The 15,352-nt window shown below is 72.0% G+C and carries 16 protein-coding genes; 9 read left to right on the forward strand and 7 right to left on the reverse strand.

Features of this window, described 5'->3' with window-relative positions; genetic code table 11:
• The first annotated feature begins 86 nt into the window (after positions 1 to 86).
• From WFH25_RS04525 to WFH25_RS04540, 4 genes are all read left to right on the forward strand, one after another.
• Positions 87 to 242: a hypothetical protein gene (locus WFH25_RS04525; RefSeq protein WP_336696952.1), complete on the forward strand. Its 156-nt coding sequence runs from the start codon at positions 87 to 89 to the stop codon at positions 240 to 242.
• 177 nt (positions 243 to 419) lie between these two features.
• Complete coding sequence (locus WFH25_RS04530) at positions 420 to 1,034, forward strand: RNA polymerase sigma factor (protein ID WP_229086513.1); 615 nt, start codon at positions 420 to 422, stop codon at positions 1,032 to 1,034.
• A complete protein-coding gene (locus tag WFH25_RS04535) occupies positions 1,031 to 1,600 on the forward strand; it encodes a hypothetical protein (protein WP_261646960.1) in 570 nt (189 codons plus the stop codon). Before WFH25_RS04530 ends, WFH25_RS04535 begins: the two co-directional genes overlap by 4 nt.
• Positions 1,597 to 1,926, forward strand: a complete 330-nt coding sequence (locus tag WFH25_RS04540) for a hypothetical protein (protein ID WP_336696953.1) — start codon at positions 1,597 to 1,599, stop codon at positions 1,924 to 1,926. Before WFH25_RS04535 ends, WFH25_RS04540 begins: the two co-directional genes overlap by 4 nt.
• Positions 1,927 to 1,952: 26 nt before the next feature.
• On the opposite strand, the gene WFH25_RS04545 is transcribed toward WFH25_RS04540, so the two are convergent.
• From WFH25_RS04545 to WFH25_RS04565, 5 genes are all read right to left on the reverse strand, one after another.
• A complete protein-coding gene (locus WFH25_RS04545; protein ID WP_336696954.1) occupies positions 1,953 to 2,129 on the reverse strand; it encodes a hypothetical protein in 177 nt (58 codons plus the stop codon).
• A gap of 10 nt (positions 2,130 to 2,139) precedes the next feature.
• Positions 2,140 to 3,102, reverse strand: coding sequence for a sugar phosphate isomerase/epimerase family protein (locus WFH25_RS04550; protein ID WP_071303364.1), 963 nt, complete (start codon positions 3,100 to 3,102; stop codon positions 2,140 to 2,142).
• Positions 3,103 to 3,261: 159 nt separating this feature from the next.
• On the reverse strand, positions 3,262 to 3,945 hold the full coding sequence (locus tag WFH25_RS04555; RefSeq protein ID WP_309778117.1) for a fumarylacetoacetate hydrolase family protein: 684 nt from the start codon (positions 3,943 to 3,945) through the stop codon (positions 3,262 to 3,264).
• A gap of 34 nt (positions 3,946 to 3,979) precedes the next feature.
• Positions 3,980 to 4,195: a hypothetical protein gene (locus WFH25_RS04560; protein WP_071303366.1), complete on the reverse strand. Its 216-nt coding sequence runs from the start codon at positions 4,193 to 4,195 to the stop codon at positions 3,980 to 3,982.
• Positions 4,196 to 4,629: 434 nt separating this feature from the next.
• On the reverse strand, positions 4,630 to 7,101 hold the full coding sequence (locus WFH25_RS04565) for a phosphoketolase family protein (RefSeq protein WP_336696955.1): 2,472 nt from the start codon (positions 7,099 to 7,101) through the stop codon (positions 4,630 to 4,632).
• Between the two features lie 209 nt (positions 7,102 to 7,310).
• Between WFH25_RS04565 and WFH25_RS04570 the strand changes: the two genes are divergently transcribed.
• A complete protein-coding gene (locus tag WFH25_RS04570) occupies positions 7,311 to 7,991 on the forward strand; it encodes a hypothetical protein (protein ID WP_070417182.1) in 681 nt (226 codons plus the stop codon).
• Positions 7,992 to 8,087: 96 nt separating this feature from the next.
• Here WFH25_RS04570 and WFH25_RS04575 read toward each other — a convergent pair whose 3' ends face one another.
• A complete protein-coding gene (locus WFH25_RS04575; RefSeq protein WP_336696956.1) occupies positions 8,088 to 8,690 on the reverse strand; it encodes a J-domain-containing protein in 603 nt (200 codons plus the stop codon).
• Between the two features lie 13 nt (positions 8,691 to 8,703).
• On the reverse strand, positions 8,704 to 10,533 hold the full coding sequence (locus WFH25_RS04580) for a glycoside hydrolase family 15 protein (RefSeq protein WP_336696957.1): 1,830 nt from the start codon (positions 10,531 to 10,533) through the stop codon (positions 8,704 to 8,706).
• Positions 10,534 to 10,993: 460 nt separating this feature from the next.
• Between WFH25_RS04580 and WFH25_RS04585 the strand changes: the two genes are divergently transcribed.
• The 4 genes from WFH25_RS04585 (at position 10,994) to WFH25_RS04600 (ending at position 15,216) form a co-directional block, all read left to right on the forward strand.
• Positions 10,994 to 12,160: an RtcB family protein gene (locus tag WFH25_RS04585; protein ID WP_336696958.1), complete on the forward strand. Its 1,167-nt coding sequence runs from the start codon at positions 10,994 to 10,996 to the stop codon at positions 12,158 to 12,160.
• Positions 12,161 to 12,289: 129 nt separating this feature from the next.
• On the forward strand, positions 12,290 to 13,123 hold the full coding sequence (locus tag WFH25_RS04590) for a DUF1206 domain-containing protein (RefSeq protein WP_336696959.1): 834 nt from the start codon (positions 12,290 to 12,292) through the stop codon (positions 13,121 to 13,123).
• A gap of 48 nt (positions 13,124 to 13,171) precedes the next feature.
• Positions 13,172 to 14,047, forward strand: coding sequence for an SMP-30/gluconolactonase/LRE family protein (locus WFH25_RS04595; RefSeq protein ID WP_336696960.1), 876 nt, complete (start codon positions 13,172 to 13,174; stop codon positions 14,045 to 14,047).
• Between the two features lie 89 nt (positions 14,048 to 14,136).
• The gene (locus WFH25_RS04600) at positions 14,137 to 15,216 is read left to right on the forward strand and encodes an alpha/beta fold hydrolase (RefSeq protein ID WP_336696961.1); all 1,080 of its coding nucleotides are present in this window, start codon (positions 14,137 to 14,139) and stop codon (positions 15,214 to 15,216) included.
• Positions 15,217 to 15,352: the final 136 nt, after the last annotated feature.

Genomic DNA, 15,352 nt, shown 5'->3' on the forward strand with positions numbered 1-15,352 from the left:
CACCCTCGACCGGGGGACGAATCGGGGGTGATCCCCCGGGATTCCGGCACGGGCTGTTACGTTCGCCGGGACGAAAGGGCGCGAGCATGAGCGCGAGCAAGTACCTGCCCCCGTTCACCGCGGAGGAACGAGTCACGATCGCAGGGGACCGATCGGCGCGCACACCCGTGGACCCGGGGGTCGGGGTGACGGAGTCCGAGGTGACCTACGCGGACTTCCTCGGTGACGAGGTCGACGAGTAGCACCCGGAGAACGACGACACACCCGGGGGCTTCGATGGGTGAAGACGGCCCGTGCGCCGGATCAGGGGACGCACGGGCCGCCGTCGGGGCGCCGTGACCGGTCGTTCAGGGATGACCGGTCACGACGCGCTTCGCACCAGGCACGCACCGCGCTCCTGGTAGACCCGTACGTAAGACGTGACGACGACCGCGATCGTCACGCGAGAACCGAAGAAAATCGACGAGGAGCCGACCCTGAGCGACGCTGACGCCCTGGCGTCCCTGTCGGACGCCTCCCTCGTCGCGCGCAGCGCCGACGGCGACACGGTCGCGTTCGGGGTGCTGATCCGCCGCTACGGCCCGCACATGCGCGCCTACGCCGCTCGGATCCTCGGACACGGCGACGGCGAGGCCGAGGACGCCGTGCAGGAGGCGGCGCTCCAGGCCTGGCAGCGCATCGACCGGGTGGACGACCCCGACCGTGTGCGGAACTGGCTGTTCCGGATCGCGGCGAACAAGGCGCTCGACCGCCTCCGTCGTCGGCATCCACACCTGGACCTCGAAGCGGTGGTCGACTCGGCCGACGACCGCCCTGTCGACGAGGTCGTCAGCACGCGGCTGCAGGTCCAGGAACTCGCGCGTATCGTGCAGGCACTCCCGGACGCGCACCGTGCCGTCTGGGTGATGCGGGAGATCGGTGGGGCGTCGTACGCCGAGATCGCCGAGGCGACGGGGATGCCGCAGGCGACGGTGCGCGGGGTGCTGGCGCGGGCACGACGTCGTGTCCTCGAGCAGATGGAGGGGTGGCGATGACCGACGACGAACGGTTCGGCGCGTTCACCCTCGAGGAACTCTCCGACTACCTGGACACCGACCGCACCCCGGCGCGGCCGGACATCGACGGCGACCCCGAGGCGGCCGCCGCGTTGGTGCGGCTCGAGTCGCTGCGGACGGCCTCGCGGGACCTGCTCGACGCCGAGGCCGCCGAGGCCGCCGGGGCCGACGCCGGTTGGATCGCCAGCGTGCTCGCGTCGGTGCGGACGACGGCGCACGCGGGGCGGGACATCCCCGTCCCGGACGACGACCCCGCGTCGACGCTCGTCGTGACCGAAGGCGCACTCCGCGGACTCGTGCGGGCTCTCGGCGACGAGGTACCCGGCGTGGTCGTCCGACGGACCAGGTTCACGGGCGACGTCGGGACGGCCGGCGGATCGGTCGACGTCGAGGTGTCGATCGCCGCGAGCGCCGACGGGCCGGTGCACCTCCGCGCCGAGGCACTCCGGTCGATCATCGAGGACGCGCTCGCGGCGCACGCACCCTTCGTGGTGCGGTCGCTCGTGGTGCGGGTGGCGGACCTCATCGAGGGAGGACGACCGTGACCGACGACGTGCGCAGTGTCTCGCGCGGACTGACCGCGGTCGTGCTCGGGGTCCCCGGGGTCCGCTCGGTGCTGCCACCGGGGCCGAACCTCGCCACGCTCGTCCGCGACGTCCACTCGGTGCTCGACCTGCCCCGAGACGGTGGCGCGGTCCTCGTGCAGGACCGACGCGAGGGCGCCCGGATCCGCGTGGTCGTGACGACGGACCGGCGGGTCCCGACGCTCGGGCTCGTCCGGAGCGTCCGCGACGCGGTGGTCGCCGAGGGAACGGCGTTGCTGGGACGTCGACCGTCGGACGTCACCGTTCGGGTCGTCGAGATCGACTGAGCGCCCGAGACCACCGGCCGGAGAATTCAGGGAGCGGGCGCGGGACCGTCGGCGGGCTCGGCGTCGTCGGCGACCGGGAGGTCCTCGTCGATGAGGTCGTCCTCGTCCGGTTCGACCATGTCGGCCGCAGCCGTCTTCGCCTCGTCGATGGCCTCCTGGGAGCGGCGGAGCAGGTCGTCGTCGTGTGCTGGCTGGTCGGTCATGCCGGTGACGCTACGCCGGAGCTCCTGAGTCGGCGTCGCGGCGACGGTCGCTCGGCGGGGGAGCAGCCGGCGGCTCGAAGTCCACCGCCGAGGTCGGCGCCGGGGTCGTCGGCATCGCGGGGACGGCGGGCGTCCCGAAGGCGTCGGCGGCGTCGAGCACCGCCCGGGTCGCCGCGGCAGCGGTCCGGAGGGCGTCCCCGATCGGCATCGCCCGGTGTGCTGCCGTCCGGACCTCGACGCCCCACGGCTCGTCGAACCCGAGGTCGCGCACGGTGCGGACGAACCCCGGGACGTCCCAGGCGCCGGCGCCGGGCAGGTGGCGAGCTTCGCGGGCCTCCTCGGCGAGGGTCATGCCCGCCGGGGTGTGGAGCAGGCCGTCGCTCAGCTCGACCGCGGCGAGCGACGCCGGCGCGACGCCCTCGCGGATGGAGGCGAGCGTGGACCCGCCGCGCAGTGCGTGCATCACGTCCACCAGGAGCCCGCCGTTCGGGTGACCGGCGGCGGTGACGAACCGGGACGCGCGCTCCACCGTCGGCAGGTTCGACCACGGCTCGGGCTCGAGGACGAGCTGCGCACCGACCTTCGCGGCCTGCCCGGCCAGTTCGTTCCAGTCGTCGACCATGGCGGACGGCGAGACGCCGGGCAGCGTGACGTCCGCACGCGCGACGACCTGCCAGGCGCTCAGGGTCGCGGCGGCCTCGAGCACCACACCGCGGTCGGCGTCCTGGTCGGTGGTGTGGTTCGCGCAGGTCCACCAGCGTTCGAGCGGTCCCAGCTGGACCCAGACGATCCCAGCACCGTCGAGCATGCGGCGGAGGGCGGCGAACCCGATCGTCGCCCGCACCTCGTGCAGGTCACCGAGCGACAGCGAGAGTCCGGCGAAGCCGGCAGCACCGACGGCGTCGATGCGCTCGCCGATCGGTTCGGTCCCGGCCCATGTCCAGGACGTCGCGAGCAGGTCGTGTTCCTGCACGGCGGCACCTCCGTTCTCCGGACACGCCGCCCCGCCCCGTCGCGGTCGGGTGTCCCCAGTGTGGCGACACCGCGCACCCCGCAGCGGCATCGAGACATTGCTACTCGGTGGTGCTGCGAGCCCTCCCAGGCCGCCGACACACGGGGGAAACGCGTGGGGTCACACGATCACGGTCCGGACCGAGCCCACGCCGGCGATCGTGCCCTCGACGAGGTCCCCGCGGGCGAGGACCCCGACACCGTCCGGGGTGCCGGTGAACAGGAGGTCGCCCGGCGCGAGGGACACGAACCGCGAGAGCTCCGCGATGGTCTCGGCGACGGACCAGATCTGGTCGGCGAGGTCCCCGGACTGTCGGAGCTCGCCGCCCACCCGCAGCTCGATCGTGCCCGAGGTCGGGTCGACGTCGGCGGCGGGGACGATCGCGCCGACCGGGGCCGAGGCGTCGAAGCCCTTGGCGGTGTCCCACGGGCGCCCGAGCCGCTTCGCCTCGGCCTGCAGATCGCGCCGCGTGAGGTCGATCCCGACGGCGTAGCCCCAGACGTGGTCGAGGGCCGTGTCGACCGGGATGTCCGTTCCGCCGCGACCGATCGCCACGACGAGCTCGACCTCGTGCTCGAGGCGCTCGGTGACGGACGGGTACGGGGTGTCCGCGTCGTCGGTCACCACCGCGCCCGCCGGCTTCGTGAAGAAGAACGGCGGCTCGCGGTCCGGGTCGTGGCCCATCTCGCGAGCGTGCGCGGCGTAGTTGCGGCCCACGCAGAACACCCGCCGGACGGGGAAGCGTCCGCCGGTCGTGGTGGGGACGGTCGGGAGGGTCGGGGCCGGGATGACGAGGTCGCTCACCCGTCCAGCGTGCCACCGGCAGCGCGGTGCTCGGTCAGCCCTCGCTGATCGAGGCCTCCCACCGGAGCTTCCGTGCTCGTGCCCGTTCCTGTCGTTCGCGCCACTCGATGCGCATCTCCGCGAGTCGTTCGAGGTCACCGGCCGCACGGACGAGCGGCCCGTAGTGCGGGTGCGCGAGGAGCTTGGGCGTGCGCCGCTCCATCCGGTCGAGCCGTGCCTTGAAGGACCGGTCATCCTCGTCGGAGATCATCGTCCTGTCGTTCCTTCCCAGATCGGCGCCGTCGCGCAGTCATCGTCTCGTGGTCGTCGAGCGCTCGTCGGACCCACTCGTCGTCATCGGTGACCCAGGGCCGGGACATGAGAGCGTCCGTCATCAGAGCCGCCGCATCCCGCTGCCGTTCGTCCTCTGAGACGGCACGTGCGACCACCCACGACCAACGCTGCCACCAGTGGTCCCGATGCCCCAAGAACTCTGTATTCCGCCGCGCCCGACGCCCCTCGACCACCGTCACCACCACGCTCGCGACCGCCACCAGGGCGCTGAGCAACGACACGCTCGCGCTCGTCCAGCCTGCATCCATGACGACCACCCTGACGCGACAGGACCGGCCACGCGCCGAGCGTGACCGGTCCTGTGGAACGTGATCCGCGCCTCCTGGGTGTGGAGGAGTGCGCGGACGCGCGTCAGTTGCCGGGCGCAGCCCCCTCGGTCTCCCCCTCGCCCGGGTCGCCGCCCGTGCCCTCCGATGCCGCCTCGTCCTGCGGCCACCCCGAGAACCGCCACGCACCGACGCTCGGGTGGTCCTCGCCCTTCGTGTACGCGTACTCGCGGGCCGCCGTGCGGGCCTCGGACAGCCGCGTGCGCAGCGCGTCGTGCGCCGACGCGTCCACCCGGGTCAGGGCGTCGTGCGCGAGCGCGAACCGGTCCATCTCGTTGCGCATGAGCATGTCGAACGGGGTCGTCGTCGTGCCCTGCTCGAGGAACCCGTGCACGTGCAGGTCGTCGTGCCCGTTCCGGCGGTAGGTCAGTTGGTGCACGAGGGACGGGTACCCGTGGAACGCGAAGACGGTCGGGGTGCCGGGGAGGAACAGTTCGTCGTAGCGCTCGTCGGGGACCGGGTGCTCGTGCTTCCGGGGGTCGCCGATGGACAGCAGGTCCACGACGTTCACGACACGGACGCCGACCTCGGGAGCGTGCTGGCGGATGATGTCCGCGGCGGCCACGGCCTCGACGGTGGGGACGTCACCGGCGCAGGCGAGCACGACGTCGACGCGGCCGACGGTCTCCTCGGTGCCGGCCCAGTCCCAGACCCCGAGCCCCGCGGCGACGTGCTCGACCGCGTCGGGCAACGACAGGAAGACCGGCTCGGGGTGCTTGCCGGCGACGATCACCTCGATGCGGTCGGTCGTCTCCAGTGCGTGCGCCGCGACGGCCAGCAGGGTGTTCGCGTCGGCCGGCAGCTTGATGCGGACGAGGTCCTGCTGCTTCGACGCGACGACGTCGAGGAACCCAGGGTCCTGGTGCGAGAAGCCGTTGTGGTCCTGGCGCCAGACGTGCGACGACAGCAGGATCGACAGGTTCGAGACGGGTGCCCGCCAGTCGATGTCCGTCGAGGACTCGAGCCACTTCGCGTACTGGCCGACCATCGAGTCGATGATGTGTGCGAACGCCTCGTAGGTGTTGAGGACGCCGTGGCGGCCGCTCAGCACGTAGCCCTCGAGCATCCCCTCGAGCAGGTGCTCGGACAGCACTTCGGTGACCCGGCCGTGTGCGCCGAGGTGCTCGTCCCCGACGCCACGCTGGGCGCGCCAGACGCGCGACGTGACGTCGAAGACCGCGTCGAGCTTGTTCGACACCGTCTCGTCCGGGCCGAAGAGCCGGAAGGACGAGGGGTTCCGCTTGATGAGTGCAGCGAGCCAGGGGCCGAGCGTGCCGGTGGCGCTCGCGTCCTCGCCGACGGGGACGCCGAACTCCTCGAGCCCGGGGCGGTCGAGTGCGGTGCGGAGCCGGCCGCCGTTCGCGTGCGGAGTCGCACTCATCCGCAGGTCGCCGGTGGGCCGGATGGTGGTGAGGATGCCGATCGGCTGGCCGTCGTCGTCGAACAGCTCCTCGGGGCGGTAGGACCGCATCCACTCCTCGAGCTGCCGGCGGTGGTCGTCGTCCTCGCGGACGGCGGGCAGGGGGACCTGGTGGGCGCGGAAGGTCCCCTCGACCTGCTGGCCGTCGACGACCTTCGGGCCGGTCCAGCCCTTGGGCGTGCGGAGGATGATCATCGGCCAGCGCGGTCGGAGGTCCGCAGCACCGGCCGGCTGCCCGGCGGCCGCTCGCTGCGCCTGGGCGCGGGCCGCGGCCTGGATGTCGTCGATCGTCGCGAGTGCACGCCGGAGCGCACCGTCGAACAGCGCGTGCACGGCGAACGGGTCGTCGTCGACGCGGGCGGAGTCGACCACGATCGGCTCGTACCCGAGCCCACGGAAGTAGGCGTGCAGGTCGTCGTGCGGGATGCGTGCGAGGACCGTCGGGTTCGCGATCTTCCACCCGTTCAGGTTGAGGATCGGCAGCACGGCGCCGTCCGACACCGGGTCGAGGAACGTGTGCGCCTGCCAGGACCCGGCGAGCGGCCCGGTCTCGGCCTCACCGTCGCCGACGACGCACGCGACGACGAGGTCCGGGTTGTCGAGTGCCGCTCCGTACGCGTGCGCGAGGGAGTAGCCGAGCTCGCCGCCCTCGTTGATCGACCCCGGGGTCTCGGGCGCCGCGTGCGAGGGGATCCCACCGGGGAAGGAGAACTGCCGGAAGAACTGCCGCAGCCCGTCCGGGTCCGGCGTGATGTCCGGGTAGAGCTCGCCCCACGTGCCATCGAGCAGCGCGTTGGCGTTCATCGCGGGACCGCCGTGACCGGGCCCGCAGATGTACAGGAGCTGCCGGTCCGTCTCGGCGATGAGCGCGTTGCAGTGCGCGTAGACGAGGTTGAGCGCCGGCGAGGTGCCCCAGTGTCCGAGCAGCCGGGGCTTCACGTCGTCCGGCGTGATCGAGCGGTCGAGCAGCGGGTTGTCGAGCAGGTAGATCTGCCCGACGGTGAGGTAGTTCGCGGCGCGCCACCAGGCGTCGATCGCGCGGATCCGGTCGGTGCTCGAGGGGGATGCGGGGGCCATGCCCCCACGGTACGGAGGCGGTCGCGGGGGAATCCCAGAAAAACTTCCAAACCGTTCGGCAGGGGGTGCCGAATGCATGTCACAAGGGCAAACGCCCAGGGCGCTCTCCGGTCACGAACGGCCGGGCCACAGCAAGCACACAGCACGGCGCGTGCACAGGAGCACGTCGCCACCGGCCGGAGCCCCCGAGACAGCAAAGGACCCAACCCATGCGCAAGTCCCTGAAGACCTCCATCACGCTCGCCACCACCGGTGCGCTCGTGCTGGGTGGTGCCGCGTTCGGCATCACCTCGGCGCAGGCCTCGACCCCGTCGGTGCACACCGTGTCGTCGTCCTCGTCGAAGATCCCCGGCCCCGTCGCGTCGGTGCCCGAGGTCCTCGGTGGCGACACCGCCGTGAAGCTCGACTCCGGCTTCACCGACGCCCTGACCGCGCTGAAGCTGACCCCGGGTGTCTCCGGTGACGCCAAGCTCGCCGACGGGTCCGTGTCGTTCCCGATCACGTCCGGTTCGGTCACGTACTGGTCGCCGGACGGTGACTACCGTCCGTACGTGCAGGGTCTGCTGAACCACGACGACTCGGGTCTGACCCTCACCGCCGGTGAGACGACGGTCACGCTGGAGAACTTCGTCGTGAACCCGGGCTCGTCCAAGCTCTACGGTGACGTGCTGGTCAACGGCAAGGTCGCGGTGAACAACGCGTACCTGTTCTCGCTGCACGGTGGCACGCTCAAGCCGCTGCAGCTCGAGGGTGACAACGCGATCCTGACCGGCACCACGGTGCACGTCTCGGGTGACGCCGCGAAGCTGCTCAACAGCACCTTCAAGACCGACGCCGTGAAGTCCGGCCTCCTCGTCGGCACCGCCACCATCACCGCCAAGATCAAGTAACGCTTCCACGCCAGGGACGACCGCAGCACCGCGCCACGAGCGCGGTGCTGCGGTCGTTCCCGTGTCCGGGGGGCGGTCCAGGAGGCGCGGATCACCTCACCGACGTCGGCGCCACCACCGCCGGGGTCGGTCCGCCTCGGCAGCGGCCCGGTCCGCGGCCGCCTGCGCCTCGGTCGCCAGTCGCTCCTGCCGACGCGCTCGCCAGCCGGCGACCTCGGTCTCGACGTCTCGGAGCGGGGTCACCACCGGCGGCCCACCGAGGAGCTGCCGACGGGCCTCCTTCACGCGGGCGTTGAAGTCGTCGAGCACGTCACGGACGTCGGGCTCGGCGGAGAGGGCGTCGAGGTGCTCGTCGAGCTCGGCGTCCTCCTTCCGCAGCGCCAGGGCGGGCGGGGCGATGCCGGTGATCTCCTCGCGCTCGATCTTCGCCTTGATCCACCAGTCGGGGTCGTGGCGTCCGTCGTTCCCCGGGAGCCGCTTGCCGTGGTACGGGTTGCCCTCGAAGACACCCCGACGCTCGGCCTCCTCGATCTGGGCCCGAGCGTGCGCCGCGACGTCCGCGGCCTGCAGGAGCCGACGCTCCTCGCGCACCTCGTCGGGGTCGAGGGAGCCGCGTTCGATCTCGCTGTCCACGAGCTGCTGGTACCGGTAGCGGGCGGCCCGTCGCAACCGGTCCATGCGTGCATCGACGTCGTTCATGACCCCTCCATGATCACTCCCCGGAGCGCTCCTCGCCAGCGACCTCCTCGATCGTGAGCGCTGCCTGGATGAGCGCCAGGTGCGACAGCCCCTGCGGGATGTTCCCCATGAACGTGCCGTCCTCGCTGATCATCTCGCTGAACATGCCGACGTCGTTCGCCTGCTCCACCATCTCGTCCATGAGGTCGCGGGCGTCGTCGACCCGTCCGACACAGGCCATCGCGGCCGCGAGCCAGAACGAGCACGCCACGAACGGCGACTCCTCGGACTCCATGCCCGAGTACCGGTACACGAGCGGGCCGTGCTGCAGCTGCTCCTCGATCGCCCGGATGGTCGACTCCATGCGGGGACCCCGGTCGAAGGCGCTCATCGCGTGCAGCAGGATCGACGTGTCGAGCTTGTCGGAGCCGGGGTACATCACGTAGTAGCCGCGCTCCTCGTCCCACCCGTGCTCGGCGACCCACTGCTCGATGAGCTCCCGGTTCTCGATCCACTTGTCGCGCGGCCCGTCGATCATCCCGGCCTCGTGCAGCTCGGCCGCGGCGTCGAGCGCCTGCCAGCAGCCGATCTTGCTCGAGACGTAGTGCTGCGTGTCCTGGAGCTCCCACATGCCCGAGTCCGGCTCCTCCCACCGGTGGCAGGCGTCGTCGGCGAGCTCCTGCAGGACGGCGGCGGTCTTCCGGTCGAGGACGTTGCCGGCGCGGACGTACTGGCGCAGGATCTCGAAGACGTCGCCCCACACCCCGAGCTGCAGCTGGTCGCCGGCGCGGTTCCCGATGGTCACGGGGCCGATGCCGTTCCAGCCGGGGACGTCGCGCTCCTCGACGCCGTCGCTCTTCGAGCCGTCGAGCTCGTAGAAGATCGGCATGTCCTCGTCGTGCTCGGCGATCGTGCGCATCACCCAGGACACCGCGGCGTGGGTCTCCTCGCGCAGCCCGAAGCGGGTCAGCGCGTGCACCGTGTACGACAGGTCGCGCACCCAGGCGAACCGGTAGTCCCAGTTCTTGCCGCCGGTGCGGTCCTCGGGCAGGCTCGTCGTCGGAGCCGCTGCGATCGCGCCGGTCGGCGAGAAGATGAGCAGCTTGAGGGCGAGGGCGCTCCGCTGCACCGGCTCGGCCCACGGCCCGTCGTACGAGAACTCCTCCGACCAGGTCGCCCAGTTGTCGATCGTCCGGTCCATCGCCTGGAGCGCGCTCTCCGGCCGGGGCATGAAGATCGGCTCGTCGTGGGTCCCGACGATGGTCAGGATGTGCTTCGAGCCCTCGGCCGTGGTGAAGCGGCCGGAGAACCGGGGGCCGTCGTCGTGCACGGGCTCGAAACCCTGCTCGACGATGGCGATCGTGATGCCGTCGATGCCGATCACGGCGCCGTTCGCGGTGTCCAGACGTCTCGGTTCGGCCGTGTTGAGCAGGGTCCCCGGCACCACCGCCCACTCCATCTCGACCGTGCCGTCGACACCCTGCACGCACCGGGCGACCTCGGCCCAGGGCAGGCGTCCCGCGACGCCGGTCACCATCGCGTCGGTCACGGTCACGGAGCCCGACCGCATGGTCCAGGTGGTGACGAGCACGTTCGTGCCCGGCAGGTACTCGCGCGAGACCTCGGCGTCGGCGTCGACCGGCCGGAGGGCGATGTGTCCGCCGTGCTCGGCGTCGAGGATGCTCGCGAAGACCGGCGGCGAGTCCATCGAGGGGATGGGCAGCCAGTCGATCCGGCCGTCCCGCGCGACGAGCGCCACCGTCCGACCGTCGCCGATCGCGCCGTAGGACCGGAGCGGTGCGTAGCCGTCGGTGCGCTCCTCGTCGTCGATCACGTCAGGGGTGTCTCGGGTCCGCTCGGTCATGCTCCCAGCCTGCCCGCGCCCTGGGCCCGACCATCAGGCGGGCGTACCCCGCTGTGGAGGACGCCCGCCGTTCCTCCAGGCTGTGGAGAACCGGCGACACGCCCGGGGTGACTTGTGCACCCCGGGCGTGTCGCACTACTGTCGTCCTCCTGCCCATCGGCAGGACCGCCCGTCCCGGGCACCACCGGAAGGACCGCGCGTGCGCACCGTGCAGCACCACGAACAGCGAGTCGAGCTCCAGCTCGACACGCTCCTCGTGCTGCCCGAACAGCGCAACCAGCAGCAGTCCGACCGCTATCCCGCGTAGGCACGCGACGTCACCCGACGCCCCGTGCCCACCCGGCCCGGGGCGTCCTCTCCACGACGCTGCCCTCCGAACGCCACGCCTCGTGGTGCCGGACGGCAGCAGGACCTCGCCCCGGACCGTCACCGAAGACCGTCACGAAAGCGAGACGAAGCAATGGAGAAGATCACCGACCGGCTGCTGAGTTGGGCCTCGATGCTCGAGGACAACACCGAGCAGCAGGCCCGCACGACCGCTCGCATGCCGTTCGTGTTCCCGCACCTGGCCCTCATGCCGGACGCCCACCTGGGCCTCGGCGCCACCGTCGGGTCGGTCATCCCGACCCTCGGCGCGGTGATGCCGGCAGCCGTCGGCGTGGACATCGGCTGCGGCATGATCGCGGTCCGGACCCAGTTCACCGAGGCCGACCTGCCCGACGACCTGCAGGAGCTGCGCGAGCAGATCGAGCGGGCGATCCCGCTGTCGGCCGGTGCGTCGAACCGGAAGATCGTCGCCACGGCCGAGCCCCGGATCGCGGAGCTCGAGACGATGGCCGAGGCCGCCGGGTTCGACCCCGCAGGAGCGCACGGCGGCTGGCGCAACCAGCTCGGCACGCTCGGGTCCGGGAACCACTTCATCGAGGTGTCGCTCGACGAGGCGGACCGCGTCTGGCTGTTCCTGCACTCCGGGTCGCGGGGCGTCGGCAACAAGATCGCCCAGCGGCACATCGCGGTCGCCAAGAAGGCCATGCAGCGCTGGTGGATCGAGCTGCCCGACCCCGACCTGGCGTACCTGGTCGAGGGGACCCCGGAGTTCGACCGGTACATCGCCGAGCTGCGGTGGGCCCAGCACTTCGCGCTCCTCAACCGCGAGGAGATGATGGACCGCGTCGTGCGGCAGCTGTCCGAGGTCGTCGGCACGCCCGTCGACGAGCAGGAGCGGATCAACTGCCACCACAACTTCACACAGCGCGAGACGCACTGGGGGAAGTCGGTGTGGGTGTCCCGGAAGGGTGCGATCCAGGCGAGGGCGGGGCAGCCCGGTCTGATCCCGGGGTCGATGGGCACCGCGTCGTACGTCGTCGAGGGCCTCGGCAACAAGCCGTCGCTCGAGTCGTCGCCGCACGGTGCCGGTCGGCTGTTCTCGCGGAGCGCCGCCCGGCGGACGTTCACGCACGACCAGCTGCGCGAGGCGATGGTCGGCATCGAGTACCGCGACACGGACGCGTTCCTCGACGAGATCCCGGCGGCGTACAAGCCGATCGACCAGGTCATGGCCGACGCCTCGGAGCTCGTGTCGATCCGGCACATGCTGCGGCAGGTCGTCAACGTGAAGGGTGACTGACGTCGCCGTCACGCCGGGTCGGGGGGGGGGGGGGGGGGGGGCCCCCCCCCCGCGCCTCCCGTCTGCCAGACGGCCGGGTGTCACCGCCCCTGCCGGACAGGGCCCGTTCCGTCGGGCACGCTCGATGGGGTGAGTGAACAGGCGGAACAGGCGGCCCGGAAGACCGGTCGTGGAGCGAAGCGCGTGGCCGACAGCCGGTGGTTCGAGCTGACGGCGCGCGCCGGGTTCGTCGGCAGCGGCATCGTGCACCTGCTGATCGGCTACCTGGCGATCCTGCTCGGTGTCGGCAACGCCTCCTCGGGCAGCGAGACCGACCAGTCGGGTGCGCTGCAGCAGCTCGCCGCGGTCCCCGGCGGGGTCGTCCTCCTGTGGATCGTGGCCGTCGGCTGCGCGGCGCTGACGCTCCGGCTCGTGGTCGAGGCCGTGGTCGGCGGGCGGACGGACAGCGCCCGTGCCTGGGGCAACCGGTTGAAGAACGTCGGCAAGGCCGTGGTCTACGGGCTCATCGCGTACTCGGCAGCGTCCTACGCGGTCGGAGCCGGCACGAGTTCGAGCGGGTCGTCGCGGAGCGCTGCGGCGAAGGCCCTCGCGACCCCCGGCGGCGTGTTCCTCCTGCTGCTCGTCGCCGCGGTCGCCGTCGCGATCGGCGTCGGCCTCGTGGTGATCGGCTGCCGGCGCTCGTTCTGGAAGCAGCTCGTGCGCCCGCGGCATCCCCTCGACCGTGTCGTCACCGTGCTCGGCGTCGTGGGGTACGTGCTGAAGGGGATCGCCGTGGTGGTCGTCGGCGTGCTCATCGCGGTCGCGGGCTTCCGGAGCGACCCCGACCAGGCGACCGGGCTCGACGGTGCGTTCGACGCGCTGCGCTCGATGCCGGGCGGGGTGTTCGTGCTCGTCGCGATCGGCATCGGGTTCCTCGCGTTCGGCGTCTTCAGCTTCTTCCGCGCCCGCTACGCCCGCCTCTGACACGGACACGGTGGACGCGCGCGGAGGCGGCACCGGTAGACCGGTGTCATGAGCAGCAGCGCGACGACCGGACCCGTGACCGTCTTCTCCGACGCCGGAGCCGTCCTCGCGGAGAGCATCGTGTGGGACCCCGGGACGGACGAGCTGCGGTGGGTCGACATCACCCTCGGCACCCTCACCACCGCGGACGCCCACGGCACGACCACGTCCACCGTGCAGCTGCCGCCCCCGCTCGCGAGCTTCCAGCCCCGCGCGGGCGGTGGGTTCGTCGCGGCCCTCGGCGACTCCGTTGTCGTGACGGACGCCCAGGGCGTCGTCGAGCGTGAGATCGCCCGGGTCGAGCACGCCACGGCCGGCCTCCGGTTCAACGAGGGCAAGTGCGACCCGTTCGGCCGGTTCCTCGTGGGCAGCATGAACCTCACCACGGGGGAGCCGGACGGTGCCCTGTACTCGATCGAGCCGGACGGCACCACGAGACTCCTCCGCGGCGGCTTCGGCGTGACGAACGGCATCGAGTGGTCGGAGGACGGCACGGTCATGTACGTCACCGACACGAGCGCGTCGACGATCTACCGCGGGTCGTACGGCCCCGGCGGGGAGCTCGGCGAGCTCGAGCCGTTCGTCGTCGGGTCCGCCCACGACGGACTCGTCCGTGACGACGAGGGCTGCTCGTGGAGCGCGGTCTACGGCGGCGGTCGGGTCGAGCGGTACGGTCCGGACGGCTCGCACCTCGAGACCGTCGAGCTCCCGGTGCCGAACGTGACGTCGGTGGCGTTCGGCGGCCCGGACATGTCGACGCTGTTCGTCGCGTCGGCGCGGGAGAACCTCACCGAGGAGCAGCTCGTCGCGCACCCGCACTCCGGTGCCGTCCTCGCGGTGCCGACGCGGGTGCACGGGTTCCCCGCGAACACCTTCAGCGGCTGACGGGGCGCCGACGGCGGGATCGGCGGCGCCGCGGGTATCCTGGGCGATCGCCCGAACCGAGGAGCGACGCCCGACCCGAGGAGACCGAAGTGGACGACGAGCACACGGACGCGACACCGGACCCCGCGAAGCGACTGGGCGAGGCCGAGAACGCCGACGTCACGGTCGAGGTCGACCGGGTCGCGGTCGACGGCACGTACGTGCGCGTCAGCTCCGTCGGCGAACCCGGCGACCGCGCCTTCCTGCTCGTCGCGGGGCTCGGCATCGCCGCCACCTACTACGAGCGGCTCGCCCCGCACCTCAACGAGAACGGCCCCGTGCACGCCCTCGACCTGCCCGGGTTCGCCGGTGTCCCGCGCTTCCGCGGGAAGGTCTCGATCGAGCGGTACGCCGACGCGGTCGAGAAGGTCATCGACGACCTCCGACTCGTCGACCCGGTGCTCGTCGGTCACTCGATGGGCACCCAGGTCGTGACCGAGGTGGCAGCGCGTCGTCCGGACATCTCCGACCTGGTGCTCATCAGCCCGGTGGTCGACTCGCACGCGCGCACGGTCCGGCAGTCGGCGTTCCGGTTCCTCCGGTCCACGCTGCACGAGCCGGCGGCCGTCCGCTGGCACGGCATCACGGCGTACGCCCTGTGCGGCTGGCACTGGTTCTCGAAGGTGCTGCCGCGGATGATCGCCTTCCCGATCGAGGAGCGCGCCGCCCACGTGCAGGCACGGACGCTCATCGTGCGCGGGGAGCACGACGCGATGGTCCCGCGGGACTGGGTGCGCCGGCTCGCCCGGGTGTTCCCGTACGCGGTGCTGCGTGAGGTCGTCGACGGCGCGCACTCGGTGATGCACGCACAGGCGGACGCGGTTGCGCGGCTCGCGGTGGACCACGTCGCCGGCCGGCTCCCCGACCGCGGCGTGTCCTCGCTGCAGCGCGTCCGCGACGACTCGACGGCGTCGGACCTGTCGCGGCTCGGCCCGCGCGAAGCCTGGATGCTCGTCAAGTCGCGCTTCGTCGAACTGCTCGGCATGGCGAAGAACGACGACGAGACGCTCGAGGCGGCGAAGTCCGCGCACGCGGTCGCCATGGCGGACGGCGACGACCTACCGGTCGACCCGGCGGATCGCCGCGAGATCGTCGACGAGGTGGCTCCGGAGACCCGCAAGGCGGGCTGATCCCGCGGACCGGCCCGCGGGCGGACGCGACCGACTGGAGGCGGGGGGGGGGGGGCGGGGGCCCGCCCCCCCCCCCCCCCCGGGGGGGCGCCCCCCCCGCGGGGTGGGCCCCCACACACCCGACGCCGGGGGGGGC

This window comes from Curtobacterium sp. USHLN213, from assembly GCF_037144815.1.
In the GTDB taxonomy this organism is placed as follows: Bacteria; Actinomycetota; Actinomycetes; order Actinomycetales; family Microbacteriaceae; genus Curtobacterium.

Bases quoted from the DNA above. Each gene is read 5' to 3' on its own strand.
- WFH25_RS04525 (WP_336696952.1), top strand. From the start codon at position 87: ATGAGCGCGAGCAAGTACCTGCCCCCGTTCACCGCGGAGGAACGAGTC.
- WFH25_RS04535 (WP_261646960.1), top strand. From the start codon at position 1,031: ATGACCGACGACGAACGGTTCGGCGCGTTCACCCTCGAGGAACTCTCC.
- WFH25_RS04545 (WP_336696954.1), bottom strand. From the start codon at position 2,129: ATGACCGACCAGCCAGCACACGACGACGACCTGCTCCGCCGCTCCCAG.
- WFH25_RS04560 (WP_071303366.1), bottom strand. From the start codon at position 4,195: ATGATCTCCGACGAGGATGACCGGTCCTTCAAGGCACGGCTCGACCGG.
- WFH25_RS04565 (WP_336696955.1), bottom strand. From the start codon at position 7,101: ATGGCCCCCGCATCCCCCTCGAGCACCGACCGGATCCGCGCGATCGAC.
- WFH25_RS04570 (WP_070417182.1), top strand. From the start codon at position 7,311: ATGCGCAAGTCCCTGAAGACCTCCATCACGCTCGCCACCACCGGTGCG.
- WFH25_RS04575 (WP_336696956.1), bottom strand. From the start codon at position 8,690: ATGAACGACGTCGATGCACGCATGGACCGGTTGCGACGGGCCGCCCGC.
- WFH25_RS04580 (WP_336696957.1), bottom strand. From the start codon at position 10,533: ATGACCGAGCGGACCCGAGACACCCCTGACGTGATCGACGACGAGGAG.
- WFH25_RS04585 (WP_336696958.1), top strand. From the start codon at position 10,994: ATGGAGAAGATCACCGACCGGCTGCTGAGTTGGGCCTCGATGCTCGAG.
- WFH25_RS04595 (WP_336696960.1), top strand. From the start codon at position 13,172: ATGAGCAGCAGCGCGACGACCGGACCCGTGACCGTCTTCTCCGACGCC.